This window comes from Streptomyces sp. NPDC086549 (assembly GCF_044746205.1).
Taxonomy (GTDB): Bacteria; Actinomycetota; Actinomycetes; order Streptomycetales; family Streptomycetaceae; genus Streptomyces.
Genome location: NZ_JBIVBS010000001.1, coordinates 1,188,531 through 1,214,894, shown reverse-complemented (window position 1 = coordinate 1,214,894; position 26,364 = coordinate 1,188,531). Strand labels below are relative to the sequence as shown.

Here is a 26,364-nt window from a genome sequence, read left to right as displayed (position 1 = left end):
GGCCCCGAGGGCCTTGTGTGCGGCGCTGACGGGGATCAGCCCTTGATCGCGCCCTGCATGATTCCGCCCACGATCTGCTTGCCGAACAGGAGGAAGGCTATGAGCAGCGGCAGCGTGCCGAGCAGCGCGCCGGCCATGATCACCGCTTGGTCCGGGACATAGCCGGTGCCGAGCGAGTTGAGCGCGACCTGCACGGTCGGGTTCTGCTGGTTCAGGGCGATGATCGGCCACAGGAAGTCGTTCCAGGCGAACACGAAGGTCAGCAGGCCGAGCACGGCCATCGCGGGCCGGGCCGCCGGGAACACCACATGCCACACGATCCGCAGACTGCTCGCCCCGTCCACCCGGGCGGCCTCGATCAGTTCGGACGGCAGCGCCTGCACCAGGTACTGCCGCATGAAGAAGGTGCCGAACGCGGTCACCAGGCTGGGCAGGATGACCGTCTGCAACTGGTTCGACCAACCGAGGTCCGCCATCCACAGGTACAGCGGTACGACGGCCAGCTGCGGCGGGATCATCATCGTGCCGATGGTCAGCAGCAGCAGGATGTTCGAGAACCGGAACCGCAGCTTGGCGAAGGCGAACCCGGCCAGGGTGGCGAACAGGACCGTGCTGACGGTGATCGCGCCCGCGACGAACGTGGAGTTGAGCATCGCGGTGCCGAGCCCCGCCTGGTCCCAGGCGGCCTCCATGTTCTTGAACAGGTTCCCGCCGAACCACAGCGGCGGCGGGGTCTGCGCCAGCCTGCGGTCCGTGCGGGAGGCCGCCACGGCCGTCCACACCAGTGGGGCCAGCGAGACCAGCGCGAAGACGGTCAGAACGACGTAGGTGACCGGGCCCGCGTGCATCTGCCTGCCCGCACCCATCACCCGGCGGCGGCCGGCCCGGGCCTTCGGGGCCTGGGGCAGCGTCAGTTCACTGGTCGTCATTGGGACTTCCTCAGCCATCGGGTGAGCAGCAGGTTGACCGCGGCGACGATCAGAAGGATCAGGAACATCGACCAGGCGATCGCGGACGCCTTGCCGAGGTTGCCGATGATCCAGCCCTGGTCGTACATGTACAGGCCGAGGGTCTGGTACTGGTGCTCGGAACCGCCCTTGGAACCGCTGACACCGCCGAACAGCAGCACCTCGCCGAACAGCTGGGTGGCGCCGATGGTGGAGACCACCACGGTGAACAGGATCGTCGGCCTGAGCTGCGGAATCGTCACGTGCCGGAACTGCTGCCAGCGGTTGGCGCCGTCCAGCGCCGCCGATTCGTACAGGTCGGCCGGGATCGCCTGCATCGCCGCCAGGTAGATCAGCGCGTTGTAGCCGGTCCACCGCCAGATCACGATCGTGGAGACCGCGAACTGGGAACCCCAGTCCGCTTCCCGCCAGTTGACCGGATCCACCCCGACGAAGTGCAGGATCCAGTTGACCATGCCGCCGTCCCACGAGTACAGCAGCGTGAACACCAGCGTCGCCGCCGCCACCGAGGTGGCGTACGGGGTGAGCATCACCACGCGCCACACCGTGGAGCCACGCAACTTGTAGTTGAGCAGATGGGCGAGTCCGAGCGCCGCCAGCAGCTGCGGCACCGTCGAGATCAGCCCGATGGTGAAGGTGTTCTTCAGGGCGTTCCAGAAGAAGTCCGAGGACAACAGGTTCTTGTAGTTGTCCAGGCCCGCCCAGGTCTGGTGGTCCAGCGACGTCAGCTGCACGTGGTGCAGCGAGTACCAGGCCGTGTACAGCAGCGGTACCAGTGAGAAGGCCCCGAAGAGGACGAAGAAGGGGGCGACGAACGCGTAGGGGGACGCCTTCATGTCCCAGCGGTACAGCCGGCTGCGCCAGGAGTCGGCGCCCGCCGGTGTGCCGCGACCGTGAGCGCCCCGGGCCGCGCCCGGCTGGGAGCCGGGCGCGGCGTCGGCGCTCGACGCGGGCTGCGCGAGAGCCTGCTTGGAGCTGGTCACTGGCCGAGCACGTCCTTGATCTCCTTGCCGGCCGCGTCCCAGCCCTGCGCCGGGGACTTGCCCTTCTGCTCGACCTGGAGGATGCCGATGTCGGTGATCGCGGTGTCGATCGGCTTGTCCTTCGGGCCGAGGGGCTGGCTCGGGATGGTCTTCGCCGAGTCGGAGAAGATCTGGGTGATCGGCGCGCCGGAGAAGTACGCCGTGGTGTCCGCCGCCGGCTTCAGGTTCGCGTACGCCGACGGGGTCGAGGGGAAGCTGGCCTGCTTGGCGAAGACCTTCGCCTGCTGCTCGGGCGCGGTCAGCCACTTCGCCAGGGCGATGGCCTCCTTCTGGTGCTTGCCCGCGGTCGGCACGCCGAGGAAGGAACCGCCCCAGTTGGCCGCGGTCGGCGCGGCCGCCACGTCCCACTTGCCCTTGCCGGAGTCGCCGGACTTCTGCTCGATGTAGCCGATCATCCACGCCGGGCAGGCCACCGTCGCGAAGGTCCCGTTGGCGAAGCCCTGGTCCCACGGCTTGTCGAACTGCTTCAGCTTCGCCGACATGTTGCTGGTCGCCACGGTCATCGCGACGTCCCAGGACGACTTCACGCCCGGCGACTTGTCCCAGACGACATTGCCGTCCTTGTCGTAGTTGCGCTCGTCCGCGCCGCCGAGGGCCGCGTTGTAGACCGAGGCGGCGGAGTCCACGAACTTGGTGCCGCTCGGCGCCTTCTTCATGTACTGCTTGCCGAGATCGACGTACTTGGCCCAGTCGCCCTTCCACTGCGCGGCGAGCTTGGTCCGGTCCGTCTCCAGTCCGGCCTTCTTGAACAGGTCCTTGCGGTAGCAGATCGCCATCGGGCCGATGTCCGTGCCCAGCCCGATCGTCTTGCCGTCCTTGGTGGTGGCCTGGGCGAGCTTCCAGTCCAGCCACTGGGACTTGTCGACCTCCTTGCCGAGGTCCACGAACTTGTCGGCCTGCGTCTGCACGGCCTCGGTGACGTTGCCGACCTCGATGGCCTGGATGTCGTCGGCGCCGGAGCCGGCCTGCAGCCGGGTGAGCACCTTGGGCCAGTAGACGTCGGTGCGCGTGGTGACGTTCTCCTTGATGTTGATGTCCGGGTGGAGCTTCATGTACTCGTCGTAGAGGCCGGCCTGCTTGTAGCCGAAGACGCCGAAGGTCCCGATGGTCAGCGTGGTCTTGCCCTTGCCGCTGCCGTTGCCGCCGTCCGAGTTCGACGACCCGTCGTCCGAGTCCTTGGAGCAGCCGGCCAGCAGCCCCGTGGCCAGCGCGGCGACGGCCGCGAAGGCCACCAGCCTGCGGGACCGTCCAATGCTCGTGCGCATGTGCGTCCTCCTGTTGCCTGACGTGCCGACCCCCCGGCCAACTGCACTGGTTGGGCCCGTTCGTACTCGCTGCGGCTCGGGCGGGGAACGTGCGGGATGTGTATGTGTCAGGTACCGTGGGAGCGCTCCCACGGGTGATGTGTTGAAGGGTCGTCGGTTCCAGCGGGGGTGTCAAGGGAGGGAGCGCGGCGAGATGCGTTCGGTTATCGGCCTGTTAGCTGACGCGGAGGTGGTGACCGAGCGGCGATCACTGTCCGGGTGGGACTGTTAGATTCCAGGCCAGCCACATGAACGGTCGAGGGAGGCGGAGCCCATGGCAAGCCACGGAACGCGGGGGCGCAGCGGTGGTCGGCCCACCCTCGAAGAGGTCGCCGCCCGCGCCGGTGTCGGCCGCGGCACGGTCTCCCGGGTGATCAACGGCTCTCCCCGGGTCAGCGACGCGACCCGCGCGGCCGTAGAGGCGGCGGTCGCGGAGCTCGGTTACGTCCCGAACACCGCGGCCCGCGCCCTGGCCGCCAACCGCACGGACGCGATCGCCCTGGTGGTCCCCGAGCCGGAGACCCGGTTCTTCGCGGAGCCGTACTTCTCGGACATGCTCCGTGGTGTCGGCGCCGAACTGTCCGACACCGAGATGCAGTTGCTGCTGATCTTCGCCGGGAGCGACCGGGAGCGGCAGCGGCTCGCGCAGTACCTGGCCGCGCACCGGGTGGACGGTGTCCTGCTGGTCTCGGTCCACGCGGACGACCCGCTTCCCGACCTGCTGTCGCAGCTGGAGATCCCGGCGGTGATCAGCGGCCCCCGCTCGGCCGAGGAGACGCTGACGTCGGTCGACTCGGACAACTACGGCGGCGGCCGCGCGGCCGTCGAGCACCTGCTCACCCGCGGTCGCCGCACGATCGCCCACATCACCGGCCGCCTCGACGTGTACGGCGCCCAGCGGCGCGTCGACGGCTACCGCGACGCCCTGCGCGACGCGGGCCACGAGGTCGACGAACTGCTCATCGAGCCCGGCGACTTCACCGAGGAGGGCGGCCGGCAGGCGATGGCGACGCTGCTCGAACGCCGCCCCGGCCTGGACGCGGTCTTCGCCGGCTCGGACGTGATGGCCGCCGGTGCCCGCCAGGTGCTGCGCGAGACGGGCCGCCGCATCCCCGACGACGTGGCCCTGGTCGGCTACGACGACTCGGCCATCGCCCGCCACATGGACCCGCCCCTGACCAGCGTCCGCCAGCCCATCGAGGAGATGGGCCGCGCGATGCTCGACCTGCTTCTGGCGGAGATCGCCGACCGCCGCCCGGCCGCGTCCCGGGGGCTGGAGCGCCGGCACCTGGTGCTGTCGGCGGAGCTGGTGGCGCGTACGTCGTCCTGAGCGGGCCGGGGTTCCCGTACTGCTCCCGTGCTGTTCCCGTGGGATCGGGAACGACTAAGGGCTGGCCTGCTCTCACAGGCCAGCCCTTGATCGTTCAGGGTGAGTGACGGGACTCGAACCCGCGACATCCTGGACCACAACCAGGTGCTCTACCAGCTGAGCTACACCCACCACGACCGGTGGTGACTTGGTGGTTTCCCCTACCGGCCGAGAAAAAGTGTACAGGGTCCGAAGGGGTGCTCGCGCACGGCTTTCTCAGTGGCCCCGCGCGGGCCGCCGTTACGCCTGCTGAGCAGGCAGGACGTGCTTGCTGGCGATCGCCTTCGCGGTGTCCGAGTCCGGGCCGGGCTGCGGCACGAAGATGGCCTCCCGGTAGTACCTGAGCTCCGCGATGGACTCGCGGATGTCGGCGAGCGCGCGGTGGTTGCCGTTCTTCTCGGGACTGTTGAAGTAGGCGCGCGGGTACCAGCGGCGGGCGAGCTCCTTGATGCTGGACACGTCGACGATCCGGTAGTGGAGGTAGTCCTCCAGCGTGGGCATGTCCCGCAGCAGGAAGCCGCGGTCCGTGCCGACGGAGTTGCCGCACAGCGGAGCCTTGCCGGGTTCCTTGACATGCTCGCGTACATAGGCCAGGACCTGCTCCTCGGCCTCGACCAGCGTCGTGCCGCCGGCCAGTTCGTCGAGCAGGCCGGAGGCAGTGTGCATCTGGCGCACCACGTCCGGCATGGTCTCCAGGGCCTTGGCGGGCGGGCGGATCACGATGTCCACCCCTTCGCCGAGTACGTTCAGCTCGGAGTCGGTGACCAGCGCGGCCACCTCGATGAGCGCGTCGTCGGACAGCGAGAGACCGGTCATCTCGCAGTCGATCCACACCATGCGATCGTTCATGTGTCTAACCTTACGGCGCGCCGCCGTCTGCTGGACCGATCGTGCCGTGACCTTGTGAGAAGAGACGGACAAGAGGAGGAGGGGTGGGGGGGGGGGGGGGGGCCCCCGCGCCCCCCCCGGGGGGGGGGGGGGGGGGCCCCCCCCCCCCACCCCTCCTCCTCTCGGCTAGCTACCGCTCCGCGGTCCCGGCAGGCTCGCGCGGCTGGTCGCGTACGCCTCCCGGGCATGGTCCGCGGAAAGGCCCACCGTGGCCGTACGCCGGGTCTGCATCGGCACCGCACCCTCCGGGTGCAGCAGGGCCGGCACCTGTCCCACCGGCCCGGACAGCCCGCCCGCCGGTCCGGCCGGAGCCATCGCGGCCTCCGCGTCGCCCGGCTTCTCGCCCTGCGGCCGGCGCGCCCGGTACGCGGCGCGGTAGGCCGCGGGGGACGAGCCCAGCTGGCGGCGGAAGTGGCCGCGCAGGGCCACCGGCGAGCGGAAGCCGCAGCGGCCCGCGACCTCGTCCACCGAGTAGTCCGACGTCTCCAGCAGGCGCTGGGCCTGCAGCACCCGCTGGGTGATCAGCCACTGGAGCGGGGCGCTGCCGGTCAGCGAGCGGAAGCGGCGGTCGAAGGTCCGCCGGCTCATGTACGCGCGCGCGGCCAGCGTCTCCACGTCGAACTGCTCGTGCAGGTGTTCCAGCGCCCAGGCGACGACCTCCGCGAGCGGGTCGGCGCCGATCTCCTCTGGTAAAGACCGATCGAGGTAGCGCTCCTGACCGCCGCTCCGGCGCGGCGGGACCACCAGCCGGCGGGCCAGCGCACCGGCCGCCTCGTTGCCGTGGTCCGTCCGCACGATGTGCAGACACAGGTCGATCCCGGCCGCGGTGCCCGCCGACGTCAGTACGTCCCCGTCGTCGACGAACAGCTCGCGCGGATCCACGTGCACCGACGGGTAGCGCTTCGCCAGCGTCGGTGCGTACATCCAGTGCGTGGTCGCCGGGCGGCTGTCCAGCAGTCCGGCCGCGGCCAGCACGAAGGCGCCCGTGCACAGCCCGACGATGCGGGCCCCCTCCTCGTGCGCCCGGCGCAGCGCGTCCAGCGCCTCCTCCGGCGGAGGAGAGGTGATCGAGCGCCAGGCCGGCACGACGACGGTGCCCGCCCGTGAGATCGCCTCCAGGCCATGCGGCGCGGTGAGTTCGAGGCCCCCTGTGGTCCGCAGTGGGCCTTCCTCGCCGCCGCACACCAGCAGTCGGTAGCGCGGCACCCCGGCGTCCTGGCGGTCGATACCGAACACCGACAGTGGTATGGAACTCTCGAAAATGGGGCCGCCGCTGAACAGCAGCACCGCGACGATCTCCTTGCGGCGTCGCCCGGAGAGTTTCCGGGCCGCGGCTTCCGGCGCGGCAGTGGAGTCGTGGCTCATCCTGCTAAGCCCCCCTCGGTGGTCGCGGCTCCTCGGTTGTGTCGCTCCTGCACGTTTCCCCTCGGTCCTGCACGAGTCCCCCGCCGTAAAGAAAGTCAAGATCGAATCTACTGGGTACCGCGGAGTCGCGGTGACCGGATAGACACTCTGCACATTGTCGACATGACAACTTGGCGTGAAGCATTCGATCACGAAGCGTTGCACTCGTGGGCCGTGCGGGGAAGTGCGCCTCGTCGTAGTGGCCAAACCGCGTAGGGTGCGCAGGGCCTCCTGGGGCCTTTCCGTGCAGGTGGAACGGGGGTTGGGGGGTGGTTGGGGTATGTCCTGCACGGCGCCTGGAAGTTGGCTGAAAAGATACGTCCGTGTGCGCGGAAACCGGTCAGTCGACCGGTGTATTGGCCTTGGTGTGACGTCCGCCTCTTTGAGCCGCACAGCGCTCGGAGCGGCGCAGCAGGAGGCGGCAGGCGCCGGTGACGGCGGCGAGGCCGAGCGCGGTGCCGGCGGCACCGGCGAGCGAGGTGCCGTACCAGAGGAGGACCACCGGGACGAGGACGCAGCTGAAGGCCGCCCAGCGGACCAGCTCGCTCACGGTGCCCGGGGTGGGACGCGGTTCGGTGGTGGATCGCGGTCCGGACATGTCGCTCTCCCTGTGACTCCCCGGGGCGCCCCCGGGCGGTGGCTCACCGCGTTCAACGCGTGTTCGATCAGTCGGTCACTGTGCGCCCCCGCCGGGCGTGGCGCAGTTGTTTGAATGCTGTGCAAACCGCCTGTACGGGGCAGCAACCATTGCGTTACGGGCGCGGCTCGTGCATGCTCCGGGGAACCCCTACGGGGCTTCGAGACATCCCCTACGGAGCGTGCACGGGATCTGGGCTAAGGAGGCGTGCCGCCGTACCCTTGGGGGTATGGGGTTGGGAAGATGTTTCCCGGACACAGCTCCGTCGCACACTGTCGTCCCACCCACGAGGATCTAAACGCCGAGACACTCATGGCCGGTCACGAATTCTTCGAACACGCGGACCGCAAGCGGCCCGTCGCCGATCCCACGGCGGCCGAGCCCCTGGCGGCGGAAGAGTCACGCCCCTCCTGCGACCCCGCCTTCAAGCACGGCGTGGTCGTCGGCTTCGACGGCTCCACGTCCAGCGAACGCGCCCTCGCCTACGCGATCGGCATGGCCCACCGCTCCGGATCGGGCCTGATCATCGTCCATGTCGCCAACCGGCTGCCCACCACGGTGTGGGCGGGGTGCGAGCCACCCGTCTTCGTCGATGTGCCGGACCACCGCACCGAGGTGCTGGGGCTGGAGCTGGCCTGCGCGGACTATCTGGCCGAGGTGCCGTGGATCCTCGTCGAGCGCGGCGGTGACATCTGCCACGAGCTCGAAGAGGTGGGCAAGGAGTACGAGGCCGACGCGATCGTCGTCGGGTCCACCCAGGGCATCGTCGGACGCATCTTCGGCTCCGTCGCCGGGCGGCTCGCCAAGCGCGCCCGTCGGCCCGTGGTGGTCATTCCCTAGCCTGCTCACGCACCGTCAACTCTCTTTGCGCGCTGCATGAATCTACTCGCGCGTAGATGTGTTTGTGCCCTTGTGAAGGGCATATATCGGTCACCGCGCAACTGCACATGCATGAAGGGAGCCCGCCGTGGACAACGACGTCTCCGCGGGGAACACCACGACCACCGTCGTGGGCCGACTCGCCCTCGGAATAACCCTGTTGGCGTTCGGACTCGGCTACACCAACGTGATCGACGGCGTGTCGGCATCCGACACCGTGTCACTGGCCCACTACGTAGGCGGCGTCGCGCTCTTCGTCGCCGGTCTCCTGGCGTTCCGCGACCGCGACAACGCCACCGGTACGGCCTTCTCGGCGCTCGGCGCCCTCTGGTTCACCTGGGCCGTGTCGGCCGGGAACCAGATGTCCGCCAACGCCGCCGGCCTCTTCCTGCTCCTGTTCGCCCTCGTGGCGCTCTCGTTGACCCTCGCGGGCGGCGACATGCTCGGTCAGGGCATGCACGGGCTGCTGTTCCTGGCCATGCTCCTGCTCGCCGTCGCAAGCTTCGCCGACAGTTCCAGCCTGACCAAGGTCGGCGGCTGGGTCGCCGTGGCCGCCGGTGCGGTGGCCTGGTACTCGGCCACCGCCGCTCTCGCGCACTGGCCGACCGTACTTCCCAGGCGCGCTGCCGGCCGGGGAGTGACGGCCACCGGCTAATGGGCAGCCGATGCCGGGGAGTTGGTCGTCCCCGGTGAATGTGAGCGGACCCCCCGTGTAGGTGGCACACGTGGGGGTCCGTTCGGTTTGTTCTGCCCGTGCAGGCGCGTTGTGGTTGCTCGCGCCCCGCGGCGGAGCCGCATATCGACACAGCCCCGCGCCCCTTTTGGGGCGCTTATTCCACCGTTACTGACTTCGCCAGGTTCCTCGGCTTGTCGATGTCCCGGCCCAGGGCCTTCGCCGTGTGGTAGGCGAGGAGCTGGAGCGGGATGCCCATCAGGATCGGGTCGAGCTCGTCCTCGTTCTTCGGGACGACGATCGTCCGGTCGGCCTTCTCCTGCTCCCGGTGTGCCACCGCGAGGATCTTGCCGCTGCGGGCCTTGATCTCCTCCAGGGCCGCGCGGTTCTTCTCCAGGAGGTCGTCGTCCGGGACGATCGCGACCGTCGGCAGGGCGGGCTCGATCAGCGCCAGCGGGCCGTGCTTGAGCTCGGAGGCCGGGTAGGCCTCCGCGTGGATGTAGGAGACCTCCTTGAGCTTCAGGGAGGCCTCACGGGCCACCGGGTAGCCCCGGACGCGGCCGATGAAGAGCATCGAGCGGGCGCTCGCGTACTCCTCGGCGAGCTGCTTGACCTCTTCCTCCTGCTTGAGGATCTCGCTGATCTGCTCCGGCAGCTTCCGCAGGCCCTCGATGATCCGCTTGCCGTCGCGGACCGAGAGGTCACGGGTGCGGCCGAGGTGCAGGGCGAGGAGCGCGAAGGCGACCGTCGTGTTCGTGAAGCACTTGGTGGACACCACGCAGACCTCGGGCCCGGCGTGCACGTAGATGCCGCCGTCCGCCTCGCGGGCGATCGCCGAGCCGACCACGTTGACCACGCCCAGCACCCGGGCGCCCTTGCGCTTCAGCTCCTGGACGGCGGCCAGCACGTCGTACGTCTCACCGGACTGCGAGACCGCGACGTACAGCGTGTCGGGGTCCACGACCGCGTTGCGGTAGCGGAACTCGGACGCGGGCTCGGCGTCCGCGGGGATGCGGGCCAGCTCCTCGATCATCTGCGCGCCGATCATGCCCGCGTGGTACGAGGTGCCGCAGCCGAGGATCTTCACACGGCGGATCTGGCGCGCCTCGCGGGCGTCCAGGTTCAGGCCGCCGAGGTGCACGGTGGAGAAGCGGTCGTCGATGCGGCCGCGCAGCACACGGTCCACGGCGTCGGCCTGCTCGTGGATCTCCTTGTGCATGTAGGTGTCGTGGCCGCCCATGTCGTACGACGCGGCCTCCCACTCCACGGTGGTCGGCTCGGCCGTCGTACGGGTGCCCTCGGTGGTGTACGTGCGGAAGTCGTCGGCCTTGAGGGTGGCCATCTCGCCGTCGTCGAGCGTGACTATCTGGCGGGTGTGGGTGACCAGCGCGGCGATGTCCGAGGCGACGAACATCTCCTTCTCGCCGATGCCGAGGACCACCGGGGAGCCGTTTCGCGCCACGACGATGCGGTCCGAGAAGTCGGCGTGCATGACCGCGATGCCGTAGGTGCCCTCGACGACCCGGAGGGTCTCGCGGACCTTGTCCTCCAGCTTCTCGGCCTGCGAGCGGGCGATCAGGTGGACGAGGACCTCGGTGTCGGTCTCGGAGAGGAACTCGACACCGTCCGCCTCCAGCTTGCGACGGAGGTCGGAGGCGTTGTCGATGATGCCGTTGTGCACGACGGCGACCTTCTGGTCGGCCGACATGTGCGGGTGGGCGTTCACGTCGGACGGGGCGCCGTGGGTGGCCCAGCGGGTGTGGGCGATGCCGGTGGTGCCCTTGAAGCGCGCCGGGACCTTGGCCTCCAGGTCGCGGACGCGCCCCTTGGCCTTGACCATCTTCAGGCCGGCCGTCTTCGGGGAGGTGACGACGATGCCCGCGGAGTCGTAGCCGCGGTACTCCAGGCGCTGCAGGCCTTCCAGGAGCAGCGGGGCGACGTCACGCTTCCCGATGTATCCGACGATTCCGCACATATATAGGTATCCCTTAGCCTGTCGTTCGGTCGTTCAGTCGCGGTGGTTCCGGCCGGTTCTCAGCCGTAGACCATGCGGCGCAGCTGCCTGAGCGTGAGCTCAGGCGGCGCCACCGCCCGGTATTTCAGGTCCGCCTCGATCCGTTCGAAGATCGTCGCGTTCACCAGGCCCTGGGCCTGCAGCTCGCGGTGGCGGCGACGGACGTAGTCCTCGGTCGTCTCGTCGAAGTAGGCGAGCACGTCCTGGATCACGCGCAGTGCCTCGCCCCGGTTCAGGGGCGAGGATCGCGTCAGATGATCAACAAGTTCGTCGTGCACCCGGTAGATCCTGGAGCACCGGCGCCGGATCCGCAAGAATCCTGCCCGGATTCGGGCAGCGCTGTGTCGAAACTCCTTGGATGAACAATTGAATCTCTCATGGATCCCTGTTCGTGATCTGTCCATCCTGTGTCTTGCGTCTCGTCGTGTCCGGGGACGAGTTTCAGACGCCATGGACATTCCTCGCATGGGAGTACCCGAGAAGCTGGCCGAGCGCATGAGCATGGCCGAGCAGCACGAATACCTGCGCGCCAGATTCTCACGGCGCACGATGATCAGAGGCGGCGCCGTCACGCTGGGCGCCGTCACGGGTGGCGCGTTCGTTCAGGGCGGAACCGCCCAGGCCGCGGTCCCCACCCAGGCCACCGCCCCGGCCACCGAGACGGTCGACGGCGCCCTCGTCGCCCCCTTCGGCCGCCACCTCGCCTTCGGCAACGACCCGAGCACCGAGATGACGATCTCGTGGCAGGTCCCGGTCGCCGTGAAGAAGCCGTTCATCCGCATCGGCGCCCACCCCTGGGACCTCTCCCGCAAGATCGAGGCCGAGGTCCGCAGCCTCTACACCCCGGCCGGCGTCGGCGCGAGCGGCGACCACACGCAGTACTACCTGCACGCCAAGCTCACCCACCTGCGCCCCGGCAGGACCTACTACTACGGCGTCGGCCACGAGGGCTTCGACCCGGCCGAGCCGCACCTGCTGGGCACCCTCGGCACCTTCACCACCGCCCCCGGCTGCCAGGAGCCGTTCACCTTCACGGCCTTCGGCGACCAGGGCGTCAGCTACCACGCCCTGGCCAACGACAGCCTGATCCTCGGCCAGAACCCGGCCTTCCACCTGCACGCCGGCGACATCGCCTACGGCGACCCGTCCGGCGCGGGCAAGACCACCGACACCGGCTTCGACTCGCGCACCTGGGACCAGTTCCTGTACCAGACCGAGTCGGTCGCCAAGCAGGTCCCGTGGATGGTCAGTTACGGCAACCACGACATGGAAGCCTGGTACTCGCCCAACGGCTACGGCGGCGAGGAGGCCCGCTGGACGCTCCCGGACAACGGTCCGGACGCGAAGAACCTGCCGGGCGTCTACTCCTTCGTCTACGGCAACACGGCGATCATCTCGCTGGACCCCAACGACGTCTCCTTCGAGATCCCGGCGAACCTGGGTATCTCCGGCGGTACCCAGACGAAGTGGTTCGAGGCGCAGCTGAAGAAGTTCCGCGCCTCGAAGGACATCGACTTCATCATCGTGTTCTTCCACCACTGCGCGTACTGCACCTCCACCGCGCACGCCTCGGAGGGGGGTGTGCGCCAGGAGTGGGTGCCGCTGTTCGACCAGTACCAGGTGGACCTGGTCATCAACGGCCACAACCACCAGTACGAGCGCACGGACGTCATCAAGGGCAACCAGGTCGTCAAGAAGCTGCCGATCGGCGAGACGGCGTACTCCGACACCGAGGGCACGGTCTACGTGACGGCGGGCGCGGCCGGCCGCAGCCTGTACGCGTTCACCGCCCCGGACTCGTACGAGGGGCACGAGCACGAGGTCGACTCCGTCGCCTCCTTCATCAACCTGAAGGACGGCAAGCAGAACGAGACCGTCACCTGGTCCCGGGTCCGCTACCTCAACTACTCCTTCCTGCGCGTGGACGTCACGCCCGCGCAGAAGGGCCGCTACGCCACCCTGAAGGTCCAGGGCATCGCCGAGACCGGTGACCGGATCGACCACTTCACGGTGGCGCGCAGGGCGAAGTAGCGCCACACCGGCTGACGCCACACCGGGCAGACGGTCCTCACGCGTTCCAGGACCGCCTGCTCGGTCATGGCGAACTCCTTTTCCCCATGGGGGCTGTTTCACCGGTTCTGCGGGAGAGTGGTCTCTACCAATCCCGAAGGGAGCGCTTGTGAGACGGCACAACGGACGGCACCACAGCACGACTCCCCGGATCACCCGACTGCTCGGTTCGCTGCTTCTCGTGGCGGCGGCCGGAGCCTTCGCCGTAGGAGCCGCACCGCCCGTGCAGGACACCGCCATCCCCCTCGGCCGGGTGGTCCCGGCCCCCGCCTCGGCCGAGCCGGGCGGAGCCCCGTACCGCATCACCCATGACACCGGCATCCGCGTCGACGACTCGCGCGAGGCACGCCAGGTGGCCGGCTACCTCGCGGACATCCTCCGGCCCTCCACCGGCTACCGCCTCCCGGTCACCACGCACGGCGGCACCGGAGGCATCCGGCTCCGCCTCGCCGAGGGCCCGTACGGCACGGAGGGCTACCGCCTCGACAGCGGCCACCAGGGCGTGACCATCACCGCCGCCCGGCCCGCCGGCCTCTTCCACGGCGTCCAGACCCTGCGTCAGCTGCTGCCCGCCGCCGTCGAGAAGAAGTCCGTCCAGCCCGGCCCCTGGCCGGTCGCGGGCGGCACCGTCCGGGACACCCCCCGCTACCCCTACCGCGGCGCGATGCTCGACGTCTCCCGGCACTTCTTCACCGTCGCCCAGGTCAAGCGCTACATCGACCAGTTGGCGATGTACAAGATCAACGAACTGCACCTGCACCTCAGCGACGACCAGGGCTGGCGCATCGCGATCGACTCCTGGCCGCGCCTCGCCACCTACGGCGGCTCCACCCAGGTCGGCGGTGGCACCGGCGGCCACTACACCAAGGCCGACTACCGGGAGATCGTCCGCTATGCCGCCTCCCGCTACCTGGAGGTCGTCCCCGAGATAGACATGCCCGGCCACACCGACGCGGCCCTCGCCTCGTACGCCGAACTGAACTGCGACGGCGTGGCACCCCCGCTCTACACCGGCACCGATGTCGGCTTCAGCTCGCTGTGCGTGCCCAAGCAGGTCACCTACGACTTCGTGGACGACGTCATCCGCGAGCTGGCCGCGCTCACCCCCGGCCGCTACCTCCACATCGGCGGCGACGAGGCGCACTCCACCAGCCACGCCGACTACGTGGCCTTCATGGACAGGGTGCAGCCCGTCGTGGCCAAGTACGGCAAGACGGTGATCGGCTGGCACCAGCTGACCGGAGCGACCCCGGCCAAGGGCGCCCTGGCCCAGTACTGGGGCCTGGACGACACCAGCGCCGAGGAGAAGGCCCAGGTCGCGAAGGCCGCGCGGAACGGGACCGGGCTGATCCTGTCCCCGGCCGACCGGATCTACCTCGACATGAAGTACACCGAGGACACCCCGCTGGGGCAGGACTGGGCGGGCCTGGTGGAGGTGCGGCGGTCCTACGACTGGGATCCGGGCGACTACCTCGCCGGAGCCCCCGCCTCGGCCGTGCGGGGCGTGGAGGCCCCATTGTGGACGGAGACGATCACCGACTCCGCCGACATCGAGTACATGGCCTTCCCCCGGCTGCCGGGCGTGGCCGAGCTGGGCTGGTCGCCCGCGGCCACACACGGCTGGGACGCCTACAAGGCGCGGCTGGCGGCGCAGGGACCGCGCTGGGAGGCACTCGGCATCAAGTACTACAAGTCACCCCAGGTACCCTGGCCCACGAGTTGAGAGAAGACTGACGGGCACCCCGGAGGACCGTACTCCGGGGTGCCCGCCGGGTCGGGTCAGAACCCGGCGATCGGGTTCCGCAGGGTGCCGACGAGCTGGAGCGCGCCGGACGGGTCCGCCAGGTCCACCATCTGCCTGTTGTCACGCAGCTGGAGCCGGTTGAGGCAGGACAGGGCGAACTCGGGGGCGAACATGTCGTACTCGCGGAACTTCTCGGCGAGCTCGGGCGCCGACTCCTGGTACTCGCGGGTGACCTCCGCGACCGTACGCCAGAAGTCGTCCTCCTCCAGGATCCCCTCGGTGGCCAGATCGGCCGCGAGGAAGCGGAAGAAGCAGTCGAAGACGTCCGTGAAGACCGACAGCAGCTTCTTGTCGTCGGGCACCTCGACGCGGATCCTTCGGACCTCGGGCGGCAGCACCGCGTCCGGGTCCATGACCACGATCTCCTCGGCGATGTCCTTGTAGACCGCGCGCCGGACCACACCGTCCTTCAGGACCAGGATCACGTTCTCGCCGTGCGGCATGAACGCCAGGTCGTAGGCGTAGAAGCTGTGCAGGAGCGGCGTGTAGTACGCCCGCAGGTAGTGCCGCAGCCACTGCGTGGGTGTCAGTCCGGACCGCTCGATCAGCGCGCCGGCGAAGGACGCGCCGTCGTGGTCCACGTGGACCAGGGAGGCCATCGTGGCGAGCGACTCGCCGTCCTGGAGGGCGGGTACGGGGCTCTCGCGCCACAGCGCGGCCAGCATCTTGCGGTAGGGGGAGTAGCGGTCCGTGGCCCGCTCGTACTCCAGGTGGCGGTAGCCGACGGCCGCCCGCTCGCGGATGATCGACAGGCCCGTCGACTTCAGCACAGGGTCGTTGTCGATCAGCTGGGCCAGCCAGTCGTTGATCGCCGGGGTCGCCTCCATGTAGGCGGCGGACAGCCCGCGCATGAAGCCCATGTTGAGGACGGACAGGGCCGTCTTCACATAGTGCTTCTCGGGGTTCGACCTGTTGAAGAAGGTCCGGATGGACTGCTGGGCCAGGTACTCGTCGTCGCCCTCGCCCAGGCAGACGAGGTACCTGCGGGCGATCTCGGCGGCGAAGGTGACGGTGAGCTTGTTCCACCACTGCCAGGGGTGGACGGGTATGAGGAGGTAGTCGGCGGGGTCGAGTCCCTGCGCGCGCAGGGTTCCGTCGAACCGCTCGACCGTCCGCGCGCCCAGCTCCTGCCGTACGAAGGTCTCGTACTCGATCCCGGCACCGGCCGTGAACGCGGCCCGCGAGCGGTGCGCGGCGAGCCACACCAGCCGGACGGGGCTCGCGGTCTCCGGGGCGTACGACAGGTACTCGTGGATGCCGAAGCCGAGCCGGCCGTTGTTGGCGACGAAACAGGGGTGGCCCTCGGTCATGCCGGTCTCGATGGCCTGGAAGCCGCTCCGCGCCAGCTCGGCCACCGGGATCTGCGGCTTGGTGAGCTTGTAGCAGGTGCCGGAGAGGGTGGAGGAGATCTCCTCCAGGTAGACCGGGAGGATCTCGTCGCTCAGGCCCAGGCCCTGCTTCAGCTCGATGAAGAAGTCGAGTGCGGCGAGGGGGAGTTCGGCGCCGTCGCGGGTGCGGGTGATCGAGTCGGCGTCCACCTGCCAGTGGTCGAGGGCACGGAGGGTGGCCGTGAACCGGTAGCGGGTGAGGCCGTCGTCGCTGCGGACGACGTACGCGTCGCCGTCCTGCCGGGGGGTGATCAGCCGCTCGTGCGCGAACTCGGCGAGCGCCTTGCGGACGAGCAGGCGGTTGGCCGTCGCCCAGCGGTCGGGGGACAGGTGGGCCACGGTGTCGGCGAGGCTCATGCCTGCACCGCCTTCTCGAACCGCTCCCGCGTGCAGAAGCTCAGCAATGCCTTCTTCTCCGGCTTCTGGATCTCCCGTTCGGGCACGAACCCGACGGCCTCGTTCAGGGCGTGCACCGCCTTGTTGCGCACGTCCGGCTCGACGACGACCCGGCCGGTCGCCGGGTCCTCGAAGAGGTGCGCCACCACGGCGGTGATGACGGCCCTGGTGAAGCCGTGCACGGGCGTGTCCGTCGGCGGCACCAGGAAGTGCATGCCGACGTCCCCGGGCGCGGGCTCGTAGAGGCCGACCAGCTCGCGGTGGGCCGGGTCGTACCGCTCCATCAGGAAGGCGGGCTCCCCGTCGAGCAGCCCGAGCAGGGCGTGGTGGTGCTCGTCGGCCGCGATCTCCATGTAGGCGCGCTCGACGTCCTCCAGCTTCGCGTCCTGCATCATCCAGAAGGCGGCCTTGGGATGCGTGAGCCAGGAGTGGAGGAGCTCGGCGTCCTTGAAGGGGTCGAGGGGGCGGAAGGCGAAGGTGCCCATGCCGGTGGTGCTCATATCGCGAACTCCTGGAAGGCGATCGTCTTCTCGACGGGGTAGTACTCCGTGCCGAGCAGCTCGCGGATGATGTAGCTGTTGCGGTACGGGCCCATGCCCAGGTCGGGGCTGGTGACACTGTGCGTGTGGACGCCGGCGTTCTGCAGGAACACCCCCCGGCCCGTCACGTCGATCGCGTAGTTGCGGGCGACGTCGAAGCGGCCGTGGCCGTCGAAGCGCAGGCGGTCGCGGAGCGGGGCGAGGAAGGCCGGGGGCTCGTAGTGGTAGCCGGTGGCCAGCACCAGCCCCTCGGTGCGGATCTCGAGGTCCTTGTCCTGCTCGTCCTGGTGGAAGCCGAGCGTGTACGTGCCGTCCTCGTGACAGGCGCTCGTCAGCGTGGAGTTGGTGAGCAGACGGGTGGGGACCGGGCGGTCGCCGCTCTCGACGTTCTTCTGGTAGAGCAGGTCGAAGACCGAGTCGATGAGGTCCGAGTTGATGCCCTTGAAGAGGCCCTTCTGCTGCTTCTCCAGGCGGTAGCGGGTCTCCTCGGGCAGCGCGCGGAAGTAGTCGACGTAGTCCGGGGACGTCATCTCCAGGGTCAGCTTGGTGTACTCCAGCGGGAAGAACCGCGGGGAGCGGGTGACCCAGTTGAGCTCGTAGCCGTGGGCGTCGATCTCGGCGAGGAGCTCGTGGTAGATCTCGGCCGCGCTCTGGCCGCTGCCGACGATCGTGATCGACTTCTTCGCCTGGAGCTCGGCCTTGCGGTGCATGTACTGCGCGGTGTGGATGAGGTCGCCGCCCAGGTCCCGGCAGGGCTCGGGGAAGAAGGGGACGGTGCCGGTGCCGAGGACCAGGTGGCGGGCGCGGAACGTCTCGCCGGTGTCGGCGCGGACGACGTAGTGCTCGTCCTCGTACGTCACCTCGGTGACCGTCGTGCTGAAGCGGACGCCGGTGAGCTTCGAGGCCGCCCAGCGGCAGTAGTCGTCGTACTCGATCCGCAGCGGATAGAAGTTCTCGCGGATGTAGAACGAGTACAGTCGGCCCTTCTCCTTCAGGTAGTTGAGGAAGGAGTACGGCGAGGTCGGGTCGGCCATGGTGACCAGGTCCGACATGAACGGGGTCTGGAGGTGGGCGCCGTCGAGGAACATTCCGGCGTGCCACTCGAAGTCCGGCTTCGAGTCGAGGAACACGCAGTCGAGTTCGGCGATCGGCTCGGTGAGGCAGGCGAGGCCGAGATTGAAGGGGCCGAGCCCGATCCCCACGAGGTCGTAGGTCTTGTTCGGGGCTTCAGGACGCGCGGTCAAGGGACTCTCCCAGGTACTGCTCGGCGTGGCCGGCGATCAGGTCGAGGACGGCCGCGATGTCGGCCGTCGTCGTCTCGGGGTTGAGCAGGGTGAACTTCAGGTAGTGGCGGCCGCCCACCTTGGTGCCCGCGACCACGGCGTCGCCGGAGGCGAACAGGGCCTTGCGGGCGTACAGGTTGGCGCGGTCGATCTCGGCGGGGTCGGTGACGGCCGCCGGGATGTGGCGGAAGACGAGGGTGGACAGCGACGGCCGTACGACGACCTCGAAGCGCGGGTCGGCGGCGAGCAGCTTCCAGCCTTCGGCGGCCAGATCGCAGACCTCGTCGAAGAGTTCGCCGATGCCGTCGGCGCCCATGACGCGCAGGGTCATCCACAGCTTGAGCGCGTCGAAGCGGCGGGTTGTCTGCAGGGACTTGTCGACCTGGTTGGGGATGCGCTCCTGCACCATGCGGCGCGGGTTGAGGTACTCCGCGTGATAGGTGGCGTGGCGCAGGGTGGAGGCGTCGCGGACCAGCAGGGCGGAGGAACTCACCGGCTGGAAGAAGGACTTGTGGTAGTCGACGGTGACCGAGTCGGCGCGGTCGATGCCGTCGATGCGGTCCCGGTGCTTGAGGGAGGCGAGCAGTCCGCAGCCGTAGGCGGCGTCGACGTGCATCCACACGCCGTACTGCGCGCACAACTCGGCGACCTCGGGCAGCGGGTCGATGGAGCCGAAGTCGGTGGTGCCGGCGGTGGCGACGACGGCCATGGGGACGAGGCCGTTCTTCCGGCAGCGCTCCAGTTCGTGGGCGAGCGCGACGGTCTGCATGCGCTTGTCGTGGTCGACGGGGACGGAGACCACCGCGTCCGGACCGAGGCCGAGGAGTTTCGCGGACTTCTTGACGCTGAAGTGGCTGACCTCGGAGGCGAAGACGCGCAGTTCGCCGAGGGGGGTGCCCTTGGCCTCCTCGCGGGCCAGCAGCAGCGCCTGGAGGTTGGACTGGCTGCCGCCGGAGGTGAACACGCCGTCGGCGGCCGGGCCGAGGCCGATGCGCGCGGCCGTCCAGTCGACGAGCCTGCGCTCGATGAGGGTGCCGCCGGCCGACTGGTCCCAGGTGTCGAGGGAGGAGTTGACCGCGGAGAGGACCGCCTCGCCGAGCACCGCCGGGATGACCACGGGGCAGTTGAGGTGCGCGAGGTAGCGGGGGTGGTGGAAGTAGACGGCGTCGCGGAGGTAGACCTCCTCCAGTTCGTCCAGCACCGCGGTGGTGTCGTACAGGGGACGGTCGAGGTCGATCCGCTCGATGGCGGGGGTGAGGGCGTCGACGGTGACGCCGCTGAACGGCCGTTCTGTGGTGGCGAGTTTGGCCGCCACCCGCTCGACTCCTTCGGTCACGGAGCGGCGGTAGTGCTCCGCGGTGAGGTCATTGAGCAGGTGCGAGCGCATGTGGGGGTCCTCCGAGGGGACGGGCCGTGCGGGATGGGGAGAGGGGCGAGGCTCCCGCTTCAACTTAGGTTAGCCTAACCTAAGTTACGCGTTCGAAACCTCACCCCTCCCGTGACCGCCGTCACTTCGGCGGGAGTTACTCCGCTTCCCGGAGCTGCTCCTCCGACATGCCCTCCCGCCAGTAGCCGACGAAGGTGATGCGCCGGCGGTCGAAGCCGCGCTCGCCGACGAAGTGCCGGCGCAGTTCCTTCACTCGGCCGGACTCACCGGCGATCCAGACGTACGGCCTTTCGGCGGCCGGGAGTTGAGCGGCTCGTACGGCGTCGGCGGCCATGGGGGAGCCGGTGTCGTGCACGAGCCAGGTGATCTCCGCGTCCGCCTCGGTGGCCAGGTCCTGGATGTCGCCGGCGTGCGGCACCTCCAGCCAGGCGCGGGCGCGCGTGCCGGCGGGCAGGGATTCGAGGATCGCCGAGGCGGCGGGCAGGGCGGTCCCGTCGCCCCAGACGATGACGAGGTCGGTGTCCTCCGGCGGGCGGAAGCGGATCGCGCGGTTGTCCGCGATCGCCGGGCCGAGGAGCAGCACCCGGTCGCCCGCGGCGGCGCGGGAGGCCCAGCGGGAGGCGGGTCCCGCCGGGGACGGGCCCGGCTCGACGCCGTGCAGGACGAAGTCGATGTCGATCTCGTCGGGGTCGCGGCGCAGGGCGCGCAGGGTGTACGAGCGCATCACCGCGCGTACGCCGTCCGGGAGTTCGCGCCAGGCCTGCCACCAGCTGTCGCCCAGGTCCAGGGGCACGACGGGCTCGGCCTGCCCCGGGTGTGGCAGGAACAGGGACAGGGACTGGTCGCGCCCGTGGGAGTGGAACGCGTGCAGGTCGGACCCGGTGAAGGTGACCCGGACCAGAGACGGACCGAGCCGCCTCGTCCGCACGACCTGGAGGGAGAAGAAACGGAACGGGGCGGCTACGGCCGTCGTCATAGGGGCTCCTGAGAATCAGGAAGGCGGGATTCAGGTACGCCAGATCTGGATGGCCGGATTCCGGAAGGCCGGGGGTCAGGCGACTTTCTTGGCCTTCTCCAGCGCCTCGGCGAGGTTGGTGAGCAGCGGCACGCACTTGTCGTACGACAGGATCGGCTCGGGGGAGCGGGCGATGACCTGGCCGGCCTTGACGGCGGGCAGCTTCTTCCAGGTCGCCTTGGTGATGTCGGCGGGCTGGATGGTCGAGGAGCGGTCGTCCATCATGATGATGTCGGCCGCGTACTTGTCGACGTTCTCCCAGCTGAGGCTCTCGTACCAGCCGCCGCCCTCCTTCTTGGCGCTCTCCGGCGGCTCGACGAAGTTCACGCCGAGGGCCTTGAAGTACTCCAGGTCGACGGAGAGGTTGGTGCCGGAGACGTAGAAGAGGTCGGCGCTCGCGGAACCGGCCATCACCTTGATGTCCGGCTTGGCCTTGGCGGCCGCGCGCAGCCGGGTGGCCGCGTCCTCGAAGCGCTTCTTGGCGGCGGTGACCGCGGCGGCCTTCATGTCCGCGCCGAGCGACTCGGCGAGCTTCCACATGCGCTCCAACGGCGCGGTGAGCTGGCGGTCGTAGACGGAGACGCCGACGCTCGGGGCGAGCTTGGCAATCTTGTCCTTGGACTCCTCGGGGACGTACCAGAGGGTGCCGTTGGAGTCGAACATCGTGCTGATGAGCACGTCCGGCGCGAGGGCCGCGTACTTCTCGATGTTGAACTGGCCCCAGGTGTTGCCGAGGACCGTCACCTTGCTGATGTCCATGTCGCCGGCCTGGACGTCGGCCTTGCCGTCCTTGGTCTTCGTCGGGCCGAACACGCCCTTGACCGGGATGCCGTAGTCGTGGAGGGCGGCGGCGACGCCGGTGAACGCGACGATGTTCGCCGGGGCCTTGTCCAGCTTCACCGTCGTACCGCGGTCGTCCTCGAAGCTCCAGGGGCCGGACTTGGCGGCCTCGGTCTCCTTGCCCGAACCAGTGCTTTTCGCGTCGTCGTCGCCGCAGGCCGCGAGCGCGGCACCGAGGCCCAGGACGCCGCCCGCGGCGAGGATGCCGCGACGGGTGAAATGGGTGACTCTGGCGTTGGACATGAGTGTGCCGCTTTCGAACAGGGCGGGGCGCCCGCCGGACAAGTTCGAAGATAGGTTAGCCTAACCTCAGTCGTTGTCCAGAGGGTGGGGCACGCCCGCCCGAACCTGTGGGCGGCCCGTGGGCCGCCCCGGCTCACCTCAGCCCGCCAGGCCCAACTCCCGTGCGATCAGCATCCGCTGCACCTCGCTCGTGCCCTCGCCGATCTCCAGGATCTTGGAGTCGCGCCACATACGGGCCACCGGGTACTCGTTCATGAAGCCGTAGCCGCCGTGCACCTGGGTGGCGTCGCGGGCGTTGTCGACGGCGACGGTCGACGAATAGAGCTTCGCCAACGCCGCCTCCTTCTTGAAGGGTTCGCCCGCCACCAGCCGGCTGGCCGCGTCGCGCCAGGCGAGGCGGGCCGTGTGGGCCTTCATCTCCATGTCCGCGATCTTGAACTGGATGGCCTGGTTGGCGCCGATGGGACGGCCGAACGCCTGGCGTTCCTTGGCGTACTTCACCGACTCGTCCACACAGCCCTGGGCCAGGCCGGTCGCGAGCGCCGCGATGGCGATACGGCCCTCGTCGAGGATGCGCAGGAACTGCGCGTAGCCCCGGCCCTCCTCGCCGAGCAGGTTGGCGGCGGGCACGCGGACGTCCTGGAAGGACAGTTCGCGGGTGTCGGAGGCGTTCCAGCCGACCTTCGAGTAGGGGGCGGCGACCGTGAAGCCGGGGGTGCCCGACGGCACGATGATCGCGGAGATCCGCGGCTTGCCGTCCGGCTTGCGGCCGGTGACCGCCGTGACCGTCACCAGACCTGTGATGTCCGTGCCCGAGTTGGTGATGAAGCACTTCGTGCCGTTGATCACCCACTCGTTCGTCTCCGGGTCCAGGCGGGCCGTGGTGCGGGTGGCCCCGGCGTCGCTGCCCCCGTCCGGCTCCGTCAGGCCGAACGCGCCGAGGATCTCCCCGGCGCACAGCCGGGGCAGCCACTCGCGCTTCTGCTCCTCCGTGCCGAAGAGATGGATCGGCATCGCGCCCAGGGAGACACCGGCCTCCAGGGTGATGGCCACGGACGAGTCGACCCGCGCCAGTTCCTCCAGGGCGATGCCGAGGGCCAGATAGTCGCCGCCCATGCCGCCGTGCTCCTCCGGGAACGGCAGCCCGAACAGGCCCATGCGGCCCATCTCGCGGACGATCTCGTACGGGAACTCGTGCCGCTCGTAGAAGTCGCCGATCTTCGGCGCCACGACGTCGTGCGCGAACTCCTCCACCGTGCGGCGGAGTTCCTCCAGTTCGGGGGAGAGGCGGTGGTCCATGCTGATCACTGGTCCTTGTGGGAGAGGGCGCGGACGGTACGGGACGGGCTGGGTCGGCCCAGGTGGGCGGCCATCCACACGCTGGTGGCGACGAGGCGGCCGAGGTCGACCCCGGTGTCGATGCCGAGGCCCTGCAGCATCCACACGAGGTCTTCGGTGGCGAGGTTGCCGGTGGCGGACTTGGCGTAGGGGCAGCCGCCGAGGCCTCCGGCGGAGGCGTCGATGGTCGTGACCCCGTGTTCCAGTGCCGCGTAGGTGTTGGCCAGTGCCTGGCCGTAGGTGTCGTGGAAGTGCACGCCGATGACGTTGGTCGGCACACCCTCCTCGTTGAGCACGGAGAGGAGTTCGAGGACGTGGCCCGGGGTCGCGACCCCGATCGTGTCGCCCAGGCTCAGCTCGTCGCAGCCCATGTCCATCAGCGCCTTGCAGACGCGCACCACCTGGTGGATGGGGACCGCGCCCTCCCAGGGGTCGCCGAAGCACATCGAGACATAGCCGCGCACGTGGGCGCCCGTCTCCTTCGCGTGGGCCACCACCGGCGCGAAGACGCCGAGCGACTCGTCCACCGTCCGGTTGAGGTTGGCCTTGGCGAAGGACTCGGTCGCGCTGGCGAAGACGGCCACCCGGCCCGCCCCCAGGGCCAGCGCGCGGTCGAGCCCGCGCTGGTTGGGCACGAGGACCGGAAGGTGCACGCCCTTCAGCTCCTGGACGAGCGGGAACAGCTGCTCCGCGTCGGCCAGTTGGGGCACCCACTTGGGGTGCACGAAGCTCGTCGCCTCGATGGTCGTCAGGCCCGCGTCGGCCAGGCGGCGGATGAACTCCGCCTTGATCTCCGTCGGTACGGCCATCTTCTCGTTCTGCAGGCCGTCACGGGCGCCCACCTCGTGGATCCGCACCCGCTGGGGCAGGTCCGAGGCCGGTACGACCATGGGCAGTCCGTCGGCTGTCATGACTCCGCCGCTCCTTCTTCCTCGTGCGGTGTGATGACCGCCAGCACCTGGTCCATGGCGACCGTCGTGCCGGGCTTCACGTCCAGTTCGGCGACCGTGCCCGCGTGCGGGGCGGAGATGACGTGCTCCATCTTCATCGCCTCGACGACCAACAGGCTCTGTCCGGCCGCCACTTCGTCGCCGACGGCCACCTTCACGACCGTGACCGTGCCCGGCATGGGCGCGGTGAGCGAGTCGGCGCCCGCGTGCCCGGTCCGGGTGAGGGACGCGGCCACCGGGTCGTGGTCGCGCACATGCCAGGCCTCGCCGTCGCGGCCGATCCAGTCGGCGGCGCGGTGGAAGGTGTGGCGGATGCCATCGAGGGTGACGGCGACCGAGTCCGCGGTGACGGTGTGGGTGCCGCGCGGGACGTACTCCACCGGGTCCTGCACCCGCAGGTGGAAGCCGACCGGCTTCGGGGTGCCGCCGAGGCGCCAGCCGCTCGGCACCGAGAAGGGGTCGGTCCAGCCGTCGCCCTTCGGACGCAGTTCCTCCAGGCGTAGGGCCGCCGCGGCCTCGTACACCTCGTCCGGCACGTCCGTGGTGACGAGCTCGTCCACCACCCGCTCCACCAGCCCGGTGTCCAGCTCGCCCGCTACGACCGCCGGATGGGCGAGGAGCCGCCGCAGGAAGCCCGCGTTGGTCTGCACGCCCAGCGTGACCGTCTCCGCCAGCGCCGCCCGGAGCCTGCGCAGCGCGGTCTCCCGGTCCGGGCCGTACGCGATCACCTTGGACAGCATCGGGTCGTACAGGCTGCCGACCTCGGTGCCCTCGCTGAGCCCGGAGTCCGTGCGGATGCCGTCGCCCTGGGGTTCGTCGAGAAGCAGCACCGTGCCGCCGGACGGCAGGAACCCGCGCGCGGGGTCCTCGGCGCAGATCCGGGCCTCGACCGCGTGCCCGGTCAGCTTGACGTCCTCCTGCGCGAACGGCAGCCGTTCGCCCGCCGCCACCCGCAGCTGCCACTCCACCAGGTCGAGGCCACCCCCGGCGTCAGCCGGATCAATGGACACGACCAGTTCCGTGACCGGGTGCTCCACCTGGAGACGGGTGTTCATCTCCATGAAGTAGTACGAGTTCGGATCCCCACCGGGGACGATGAACTCCACCGTGCCCGCGCCCCGGTACCCGCACGACCGGGCCGCCTGCACCGCGGCCTCGCCCATCGCCGCCCGGGTCCCCTCGTCGAGGAGCACGCTCGGCGCCTCCTCGATGATCTTCTGGTGGCGGCGCTGGAGAGAGCACTCGCGCTCGGCGAGGTGGACGACGTTGCCGTGGCCGTCGGCCAGGACCTGGATCTCGATGTGCCGGGGGCGGTCCACCCAGCGCTCGACGAGGAGCGTGTCGTCGCCGAAGGAGGCGCGGGCCTCCCGGCGGGCGGCGGCGATCTCCTCCTCCAGCACGGACAGCTCGCGCACCAGACGCATGCCCTTGCCGCCACCGCCCGCCGACGGCTTCAGCAGCACCGGTACGCCGATCTCGCGGGCGGCATCGGCGAGCTGGGCATCGGTCAGCCCGCTCCCGCTGGAACCGGGGACGACCGGCACCCCGGCCGCCCGCACCGTCTCCTTGGCCCGGATCTTGTCGCCCATCAGGGAGATCGCGTCCGCCGGCGGCCCGATGAAGACCAGCCCCGCCTCGGCGCACGCGCGCGCGAAGGCGGCGTTCTCGGCGAGGAAGCCGTACCCGGGGTGGACGGCCTGCGCACCGGTGCGGGCGGCGGCCTCCAGGAGCCGCTCCACCGACAGATAGCTCTCGGCCGCGGGCGCCGGTCCGATCCGTACCGCCGTGTCGGCCTCCCGCACGTGCCGTGCGTCGGCGTCGGCGTCGGAGAAGACGGCCACCGAGCGCACGCCCAGGGAGCGCAGCGTGCGGATGACGCGCACGGCGATCTCGCCGCGGTTGGCGACGAGCACTGTGTCGAACATGGGTCCC

22 protein-coding genes and 1 tRNA gene are annotated in these 26,364 nt (G+C 69.6%); 5 read left to right on the top strand and 18 right to left on the bottom strand.

Going from position 1 to position 26,364, the window contains the following annotated elements:
• Positions 1 to 35 precede the first annotated feature (35 nt).
• The 3 genes from ACIPSA_RS05530 to ACIPSA_RS05520 are packed head-to-tail and all read right to left on the bottom strand — an operon-like array spanning position 36 to position 3,276.
• Entirely contained in the window at positions 36 to 929 is an 894-nt protein-coding gene (locus ACIPSA_RS05530) for a carbohydrate ABC transporter permease (protein WP_402628925.1), read from the bottom strand.
• Positions 926 to 1,951, bottom strand: a complete 1,026-nt coding sequence (locus ACIPSA_RS05525; protein WP_402628923.1) for a carbohydrate ABC transporter permease — start codon at positions 1,949 to 1,951, stop codon at positions 926 to 928. Before ACIPSA_RS05525 ends, ACIPSA_RS05530 begins: the two co-directional genes overlap by 4 nt.
• Positions 1,948 to 3,276 (bottom strand): ABC transporter substrate-binding protein, encoded by a 1,329-nt coding sequence (locus ACIPSA_RS05520; RefSeq protein WP_402628921.1) that lies wholly within the window; start codon positions 3,274 to 3,276, stop codon positions 1,948 to 1,950. Before ACIPSA_RS05520 ends, ACIPSA_RS05525 begins: the two co-directional genes overlap by 4 nt.
• A gap of 313 nt (positions 3,277 to 3,589) precedes the next feature.
• Here ACIPSA_RS05520 and ACIPSA_RS05515 point away from each other — a divergent pair, with 313 nt between their 5' ends.
• A complete protein-coding gene (locus ACIPSA_RS05515) occupies positions 3,590 to 4,645 on the top strand; it encodes a LacI family DNA-binding transcriptional regulator (protein ID WP_402628920.1) in 1,056 nt (351 codons plus the stop codon).
• 98 nt (positions 4,646 to 4,743) lie between these two features.
• Here the strand turns inward: ACIPSA_RS05515 and ACIPSA_RS05510 are convergent.
• From ACIPSA_RS05510 to ACIPSA_RS05495, 4 genes are all read right to left on the bottom strand, one after another.
• A tRNA-His gene (locus ACIPSA_RS05510) sits at positions 4,744 to 4,816 on the bottom strand.
• Between the two features lie 108 nt (positions 4,817 to 4,924).
• Positions 4,925 to 5,533, bottom strand: a complete 609-nt coding sequence (orn, locus tag ACIPSA_RS05505; protein ID WP_402628917.1) for an oligoribonuclease — start codon at positions 5,531 to 5,533, stop codon at positions 4,925 to 4,927.
• A gap of 165 nt (positions 5,534 to 5,698) precedes the next feature.
• On the bottom strand, positions 5,699 to 6,937 hold the full coding sequence (locus tag ACIPSA_RS05500; protein WP_402628915.1) for a helix-turn-helix domain-containing protein: 1,239 nt from the start codon (positions 6,935 to 6,937) through the stop codon (positions 5,699 to 5,701).
• 379 nt (positions 6,938 to 7,316) lie between these two features.
• The gene (locus tag ACIPSA_RS05495; RefSeq protein ID WP_402628914.1) at positions 7,317 to 7,574 is read right to left on the bottom strand and encodes a hypothetical protein; all 258 of its coding nucleotides are present in this window, start codon (positions 7,572 to 7,574) and stop codon (positions 7,317 to 7,319) included.
• A 351-nt stretch (positions 7,575 to 7,925) separates the two neighbouring features.
• Here ACIPSA_RS05495 and ACIPSA_RS05490 point away from each other — a divergent pair, with 351 nt between their 5' ends.
• Both ACIPSA_RS05490 and ACIPSA_RS05485 read left to right on the top strand, forming a co-directional pair.
• A complete protein-coding gene (locus ACIPSA_RS05490) occupies positions 7,926 to 8,453 on the top strand; it encodes a universal stress protein (protein WP_402628913.1) in 528 nt (175 codons plus the stop codon).
• A 127-nt stretch (positions 8,454 to 8,580) separates the two neighbouring features.
• The gene (locus tag ACIPSA_RS05485; RefSeq protein ID WP_402628911.1) at positions 8,581 to 9,147 is read left to right on the top strand and encodes a GPR1/FUN34/YaaH family transporter; all 567 of its coding nucleotides are present in this window, start codon (positions 8,581 to 8,583) and stop codon (positions 9,145 to 9,147) included.
• Between the two features lie 175 nt (positions 9,148 to 9,322).
• On the opposite strand, the gene glmS is transcribed toward ACIPSA_RS05485, so the two are convergent.
• Both glmS and ACIPSA_RS05475 read right to left on the bottom strand, forming a co-directional pair.
• The gene (glmS, locus tag ACIPSA_RS05480; protein ID WP_402628909.1) at positions 9,323 to 11,140 is read right to left on the bottom strand and encodes a glutamine--fructose-6-phosphate transaminase (isomerizing); all 1,818 of its coding nucleotides are present in this window, start codon (positions 11,138 to 11,140) and stop codon (positions 9,323 to 9,325) included.
• A gap of 59 nt (positions 11,141 to 11,199) precedes the next feature.
• Positions 11,200 to 11,457: a hypothetical protein gene (locus ACIPSA_RS05475; RefSeq protein ID WP_402628908.1), complete on the bottom strand. Its 258-nt coding sequence runs from the start codon at positions 11,455 to 11,457 to the stop codon at positions 11,200 to 11,202.
• 187 nt (positions 11,458 to 11,644) lie between these two features.
• Here ACIPSA_RS05475 and ACIPSA_RS05470 point away from each other — a divergent pair, with 187 nt between their 5' ends.
• Both ACIPSA_RS05470 and ACIPSA_RS05465 read left to right on the top strand, forming a co-directional pair.
• Positions 11,645 to 13,210 carry a fibronectin type III domain-containing protein gene (locus tag ACIPSA_RS05470; protein ID WP_402628906.1) on the top strand — a complete coding sequence of 522 codons (1,566 nt, stop codon included), beginning with the start codon at positions 11,645 to 11,647 and terminating at the stop codon, positions 13,208 to 13,210.
• Positions 13,211 to 13,358: 148 nt separating this feature from the next.
• On the top strand, positions 13,359 to 14,972 hold the full coding sequence (locus ACIPSA_RS05465) for a beta-N-acetylhexosaminidase (protein WP_402628904.1): 1,614 nt from the start codon (positions 13,359 to 13,361) through the stop codon (positions 14,970 to 14,972).
• 56 nt (positions 14,973 to 15,028) lie between these two features.
• On the opposite strand, the gene ACIPSA_RS05460 is transcribed toward ACIPSA_RS05465, so the two are convergent.
• The 9 genes from ACIPSA_RS05460 to ACIPSA_RS05420 all read right to left on the bottom strand — a co-directional run bounded on the left by ACIPSA_RS05460 (position 15,029) and on the right by ACIPSA_RS05420 (position 26,357).
• Positions 15,029 to 16,798: an IucA/IucC family protein gene (locus ACIPSA_RS05460; RefSeq protein WP_402628902.1), complete on the bottom strand. Its 1,770-nt coding sequence runs from the start codon at positions 16,796 to 16,798 to the stop codon at positions 15,029 to 15,031.
• The gene (locus ACIPSA_RS05455) at positions 16,795 to 17,337 is read right to left on the bottom strand and encodes a GNAT family N-acetyltransferase (protein ID WP_402628900.1); all 543 of its coding nucleotides are present in this window, start codon (positions 17,335 to 17,337) and stop codon (positions 16,795 to 16,797) included. The genes ACIPSA_RS05460 and ACIPSA_RS05455 overlap by 4 nt, the downstream gene beginning before the upstream one ends.
• The gene (locus ACIPSA_RS05450; RefSeq protein ID WP_402628898.1) at positions 17,334 to 18,620 is read right to left on the bottom strand and encodes a lysine N(6)-hydroxylase/L-ornithine N(5)-oxygenase family protein; all 1,287 of its coding nucleotides are present in this window, start codon (positions 18,618 to 18,620) and stop codon (positions 17,334 to 17,336) included. Before ACIPSA_RS05450 ends, ACIPSA_RS05455 begins: the two co-directional genes overlap by 4 nt.
• On the bottom strand, positions 18,604 to 20,046 hold the full coding sequence (gene desA / locus ACIPSA_RS05445; RefSeq protein ID WP_402628897.1) for a lysine decarboxylase DesA: 1,443 nt from the start codon (positions 20,044 to 20,046) through the stop codon (positions 18,604 to 18,606). Before desA ends, ACIPSA_RS05450 begins: the two co-directional genes overlap by 17 nt.
• A gap of 136 nt (positions 20,047 to 20,182) precedes the next feature.
• The gene (locus ACIPSA_RS05440) at positions 20,183 to 21,022 is read right to left on the bottom strand and encodes a siderophore-interacting protein (protein WP_402628895.1); all 840 of its coding nucleotides are present in this window, start codon (positions 21,020 to 21,022) and stop codon (positions 20,183 to 20,185) included.
• A gap of 75 nt (positions 21,023 to 21,097) precedes the next feature.
• Positions 21,098 to 22,144, bottom strand: coding sequence for an ABC transporter substrate-binding protein (locus ACIPSA_RS05435; RefSeq protein WP_402628893.1), 1,047 nt, complete (start codon positions 22,142 to 22,144; stop codon positions 21,098 to 21,100).
• Between the two features lie 138 nt (positions 22,145 to 22,282).
• Positions 22,283 to 23,443 (bottom strand): acyl-CoA dehydrogenase family protein, encoded by a 1,161-nt coding sequence (locus ACIPSA_RS05430; RefSeq protein ID WP_402628891.1) that lies wholly within the window; start codon positions 23,441 to 23,443, stop codon positions 22,283 to 22,285.
• A gap of 5 nt (positions 23,444 to 23,448) precedes the next feature.
• Complete coding sequence (locus ACIPSA_RS05425) at positions 23,449 to 24,393, bottom strand: hydroxymethylglutaryl-CoA lyase (protein ID WP_402628889.1); 945 nt, start codon at positions 24,391 to 24,393, stop codon at positions 23,449 to 23,451.
• Complete coding sequence (locus ACIPSA_RS05420) at positions 24,390 to 26,357, bottom strand: acetyl/propionyl/methylcrotonyl-CoA carboxylase subunit alpha (protein WP_402628887.1); 1,968 nt, start codon at positions 26,355 to 26,357, stop codon at positions 24,390 to 24,392. The genes ACIPSA_RS05425 and ACIPSA_RS05420 overlap by 4 nt, the downstream gene beginning before the upstream one ends.
• Between the last annotated feature and the right edge of the window lie 7 nt (positions 26,358 to 26,364).

Excerpts from the sequence above, each read along its gene's own strand:
- ACIPSA_RS05500 (WP_402628915.1), bottom strand. The coding sequence starts at position 6,937 with ATGAGCCACGACTCCACTGCCGCGCCGGAAGCCGCGGCCCGGAAACTC.
- glmS (WP_402628909.1), bottom strand. The coding sequence starts at position 11,140 with ATGTGCGGAATCGTCGGATACATCGGGAAGCGTGACGTCGCCCCGCTG.
- desA (WP_402628897.1), bottom strand. The coding sequence starts at position 20,046 with ATGCGCTCGCACCTGCTCAATGACCTCACCGCGGAGCACTACCGCCGC.
- ACIPSA_RS05470 (WP_402628906.1), top strand. The coding sequence starts at position 11,645 with ATGGGAGTACCCGAGAAGCTGGCCGAGCGCATGAGCATGGCCGAGCAG.
- ACIPSA_RS05515 (WP_402628920.1), top strand. The coding sequence starts at position 3,590 with ATGGCAAGCCACGGAACGCGGGGGCGCAGCGGTGGTCGGCCCACCCTC.
- ACIPSA_RS05530 (WP_402628925.1), bottom strand. The coding sequence starts at position 929 with ATGACGACCAGTGAACTGACGCTGCCCCAGGCCCCGAAGGCCCGGGCC.
- ACIPSA_RS05495 (WP_402628914.1), bottom strand. The coding sequence starts at position 7,574 with ATGTCCGGACCGCGATCCACCACCGAACCGCGTCCCACCCCGGGCACC.
- ACIPSA_RS05460 (WP_402628902.1), bottom strand. The coding sequence starts at position 16,798 with ATGAGCCTCGCCGACACCGTGGCCCACCTGTCCCCCGACCGCTGGGCG.
- ACIPSA_RS05430 (WP_402628891.1), bottom strand. The coding sequence starts at position 23,443 with ATGGACCACCGCCTCTCCCCCGAACTGGAGGAACTCCGCCGCACGGTG.
- ACIPSA_RS05490 (WP_402628913.1), top strand. The coding sequence starts at position 7,926 with ATGGCCGGTCACGAATTCTTCGAACACGCGGACCGCAAGCGGCCCGTC.
- ACIPSA_RS05425 (WP_402628889.1), bottom strand. The coding sequence starts at position 24,393 with ATGACAGCCGACGGACTGCCCATGGTCGTACCGGCCTCGGACCTGCCC.
- ACIPSA_RS05435 (WP_402628893.1), bottom strand. The coding sequence starts at position 22,144 with ATGTCCAACGCCAGAGTCACCCATTTCACCCGTCGCGGCATCCTCGCC.
- ACIPSA_RS05520 (WP_402628921.1), bottom strand. The coding sequence starts at position 3,276 with ATGCGCACGAGCATTGGACGGTCCCGCAGGCTGGTGGCCTTCGCGGCC.
- ACIPSA_RS05420 (WP_402628887.1), bottom strand. The coding sequence starts at position 26,357 with ATGTTCGACACAGTGCTCGTCGCCAACCGCGGCGAGATCGCCGTGCGC.
- ACIPSA_RS05440 (WP_402628895.1), bottom strand. The coding sequence starts at position 21,022 with ATGACGACGGCCGTAGCCGCCCCGTTCCGTTTCTTCTCCCTCCAGGTC.
- orn (WP_402628917.1), bottom strand. The coding sequence starts at position 5,533 with ATGAACGATCGCATGGTGTGGATCGACTGCGAGATGACCGGTCTCTCG.
- ACIPSA_RS05455 (WP_402628900.1), bottom strand. The coding sequence starts at position 17,337 with ATGAGCACCACCGGCATGGGCACCTTCGCCTTCCGCCCCCTCGACCCC.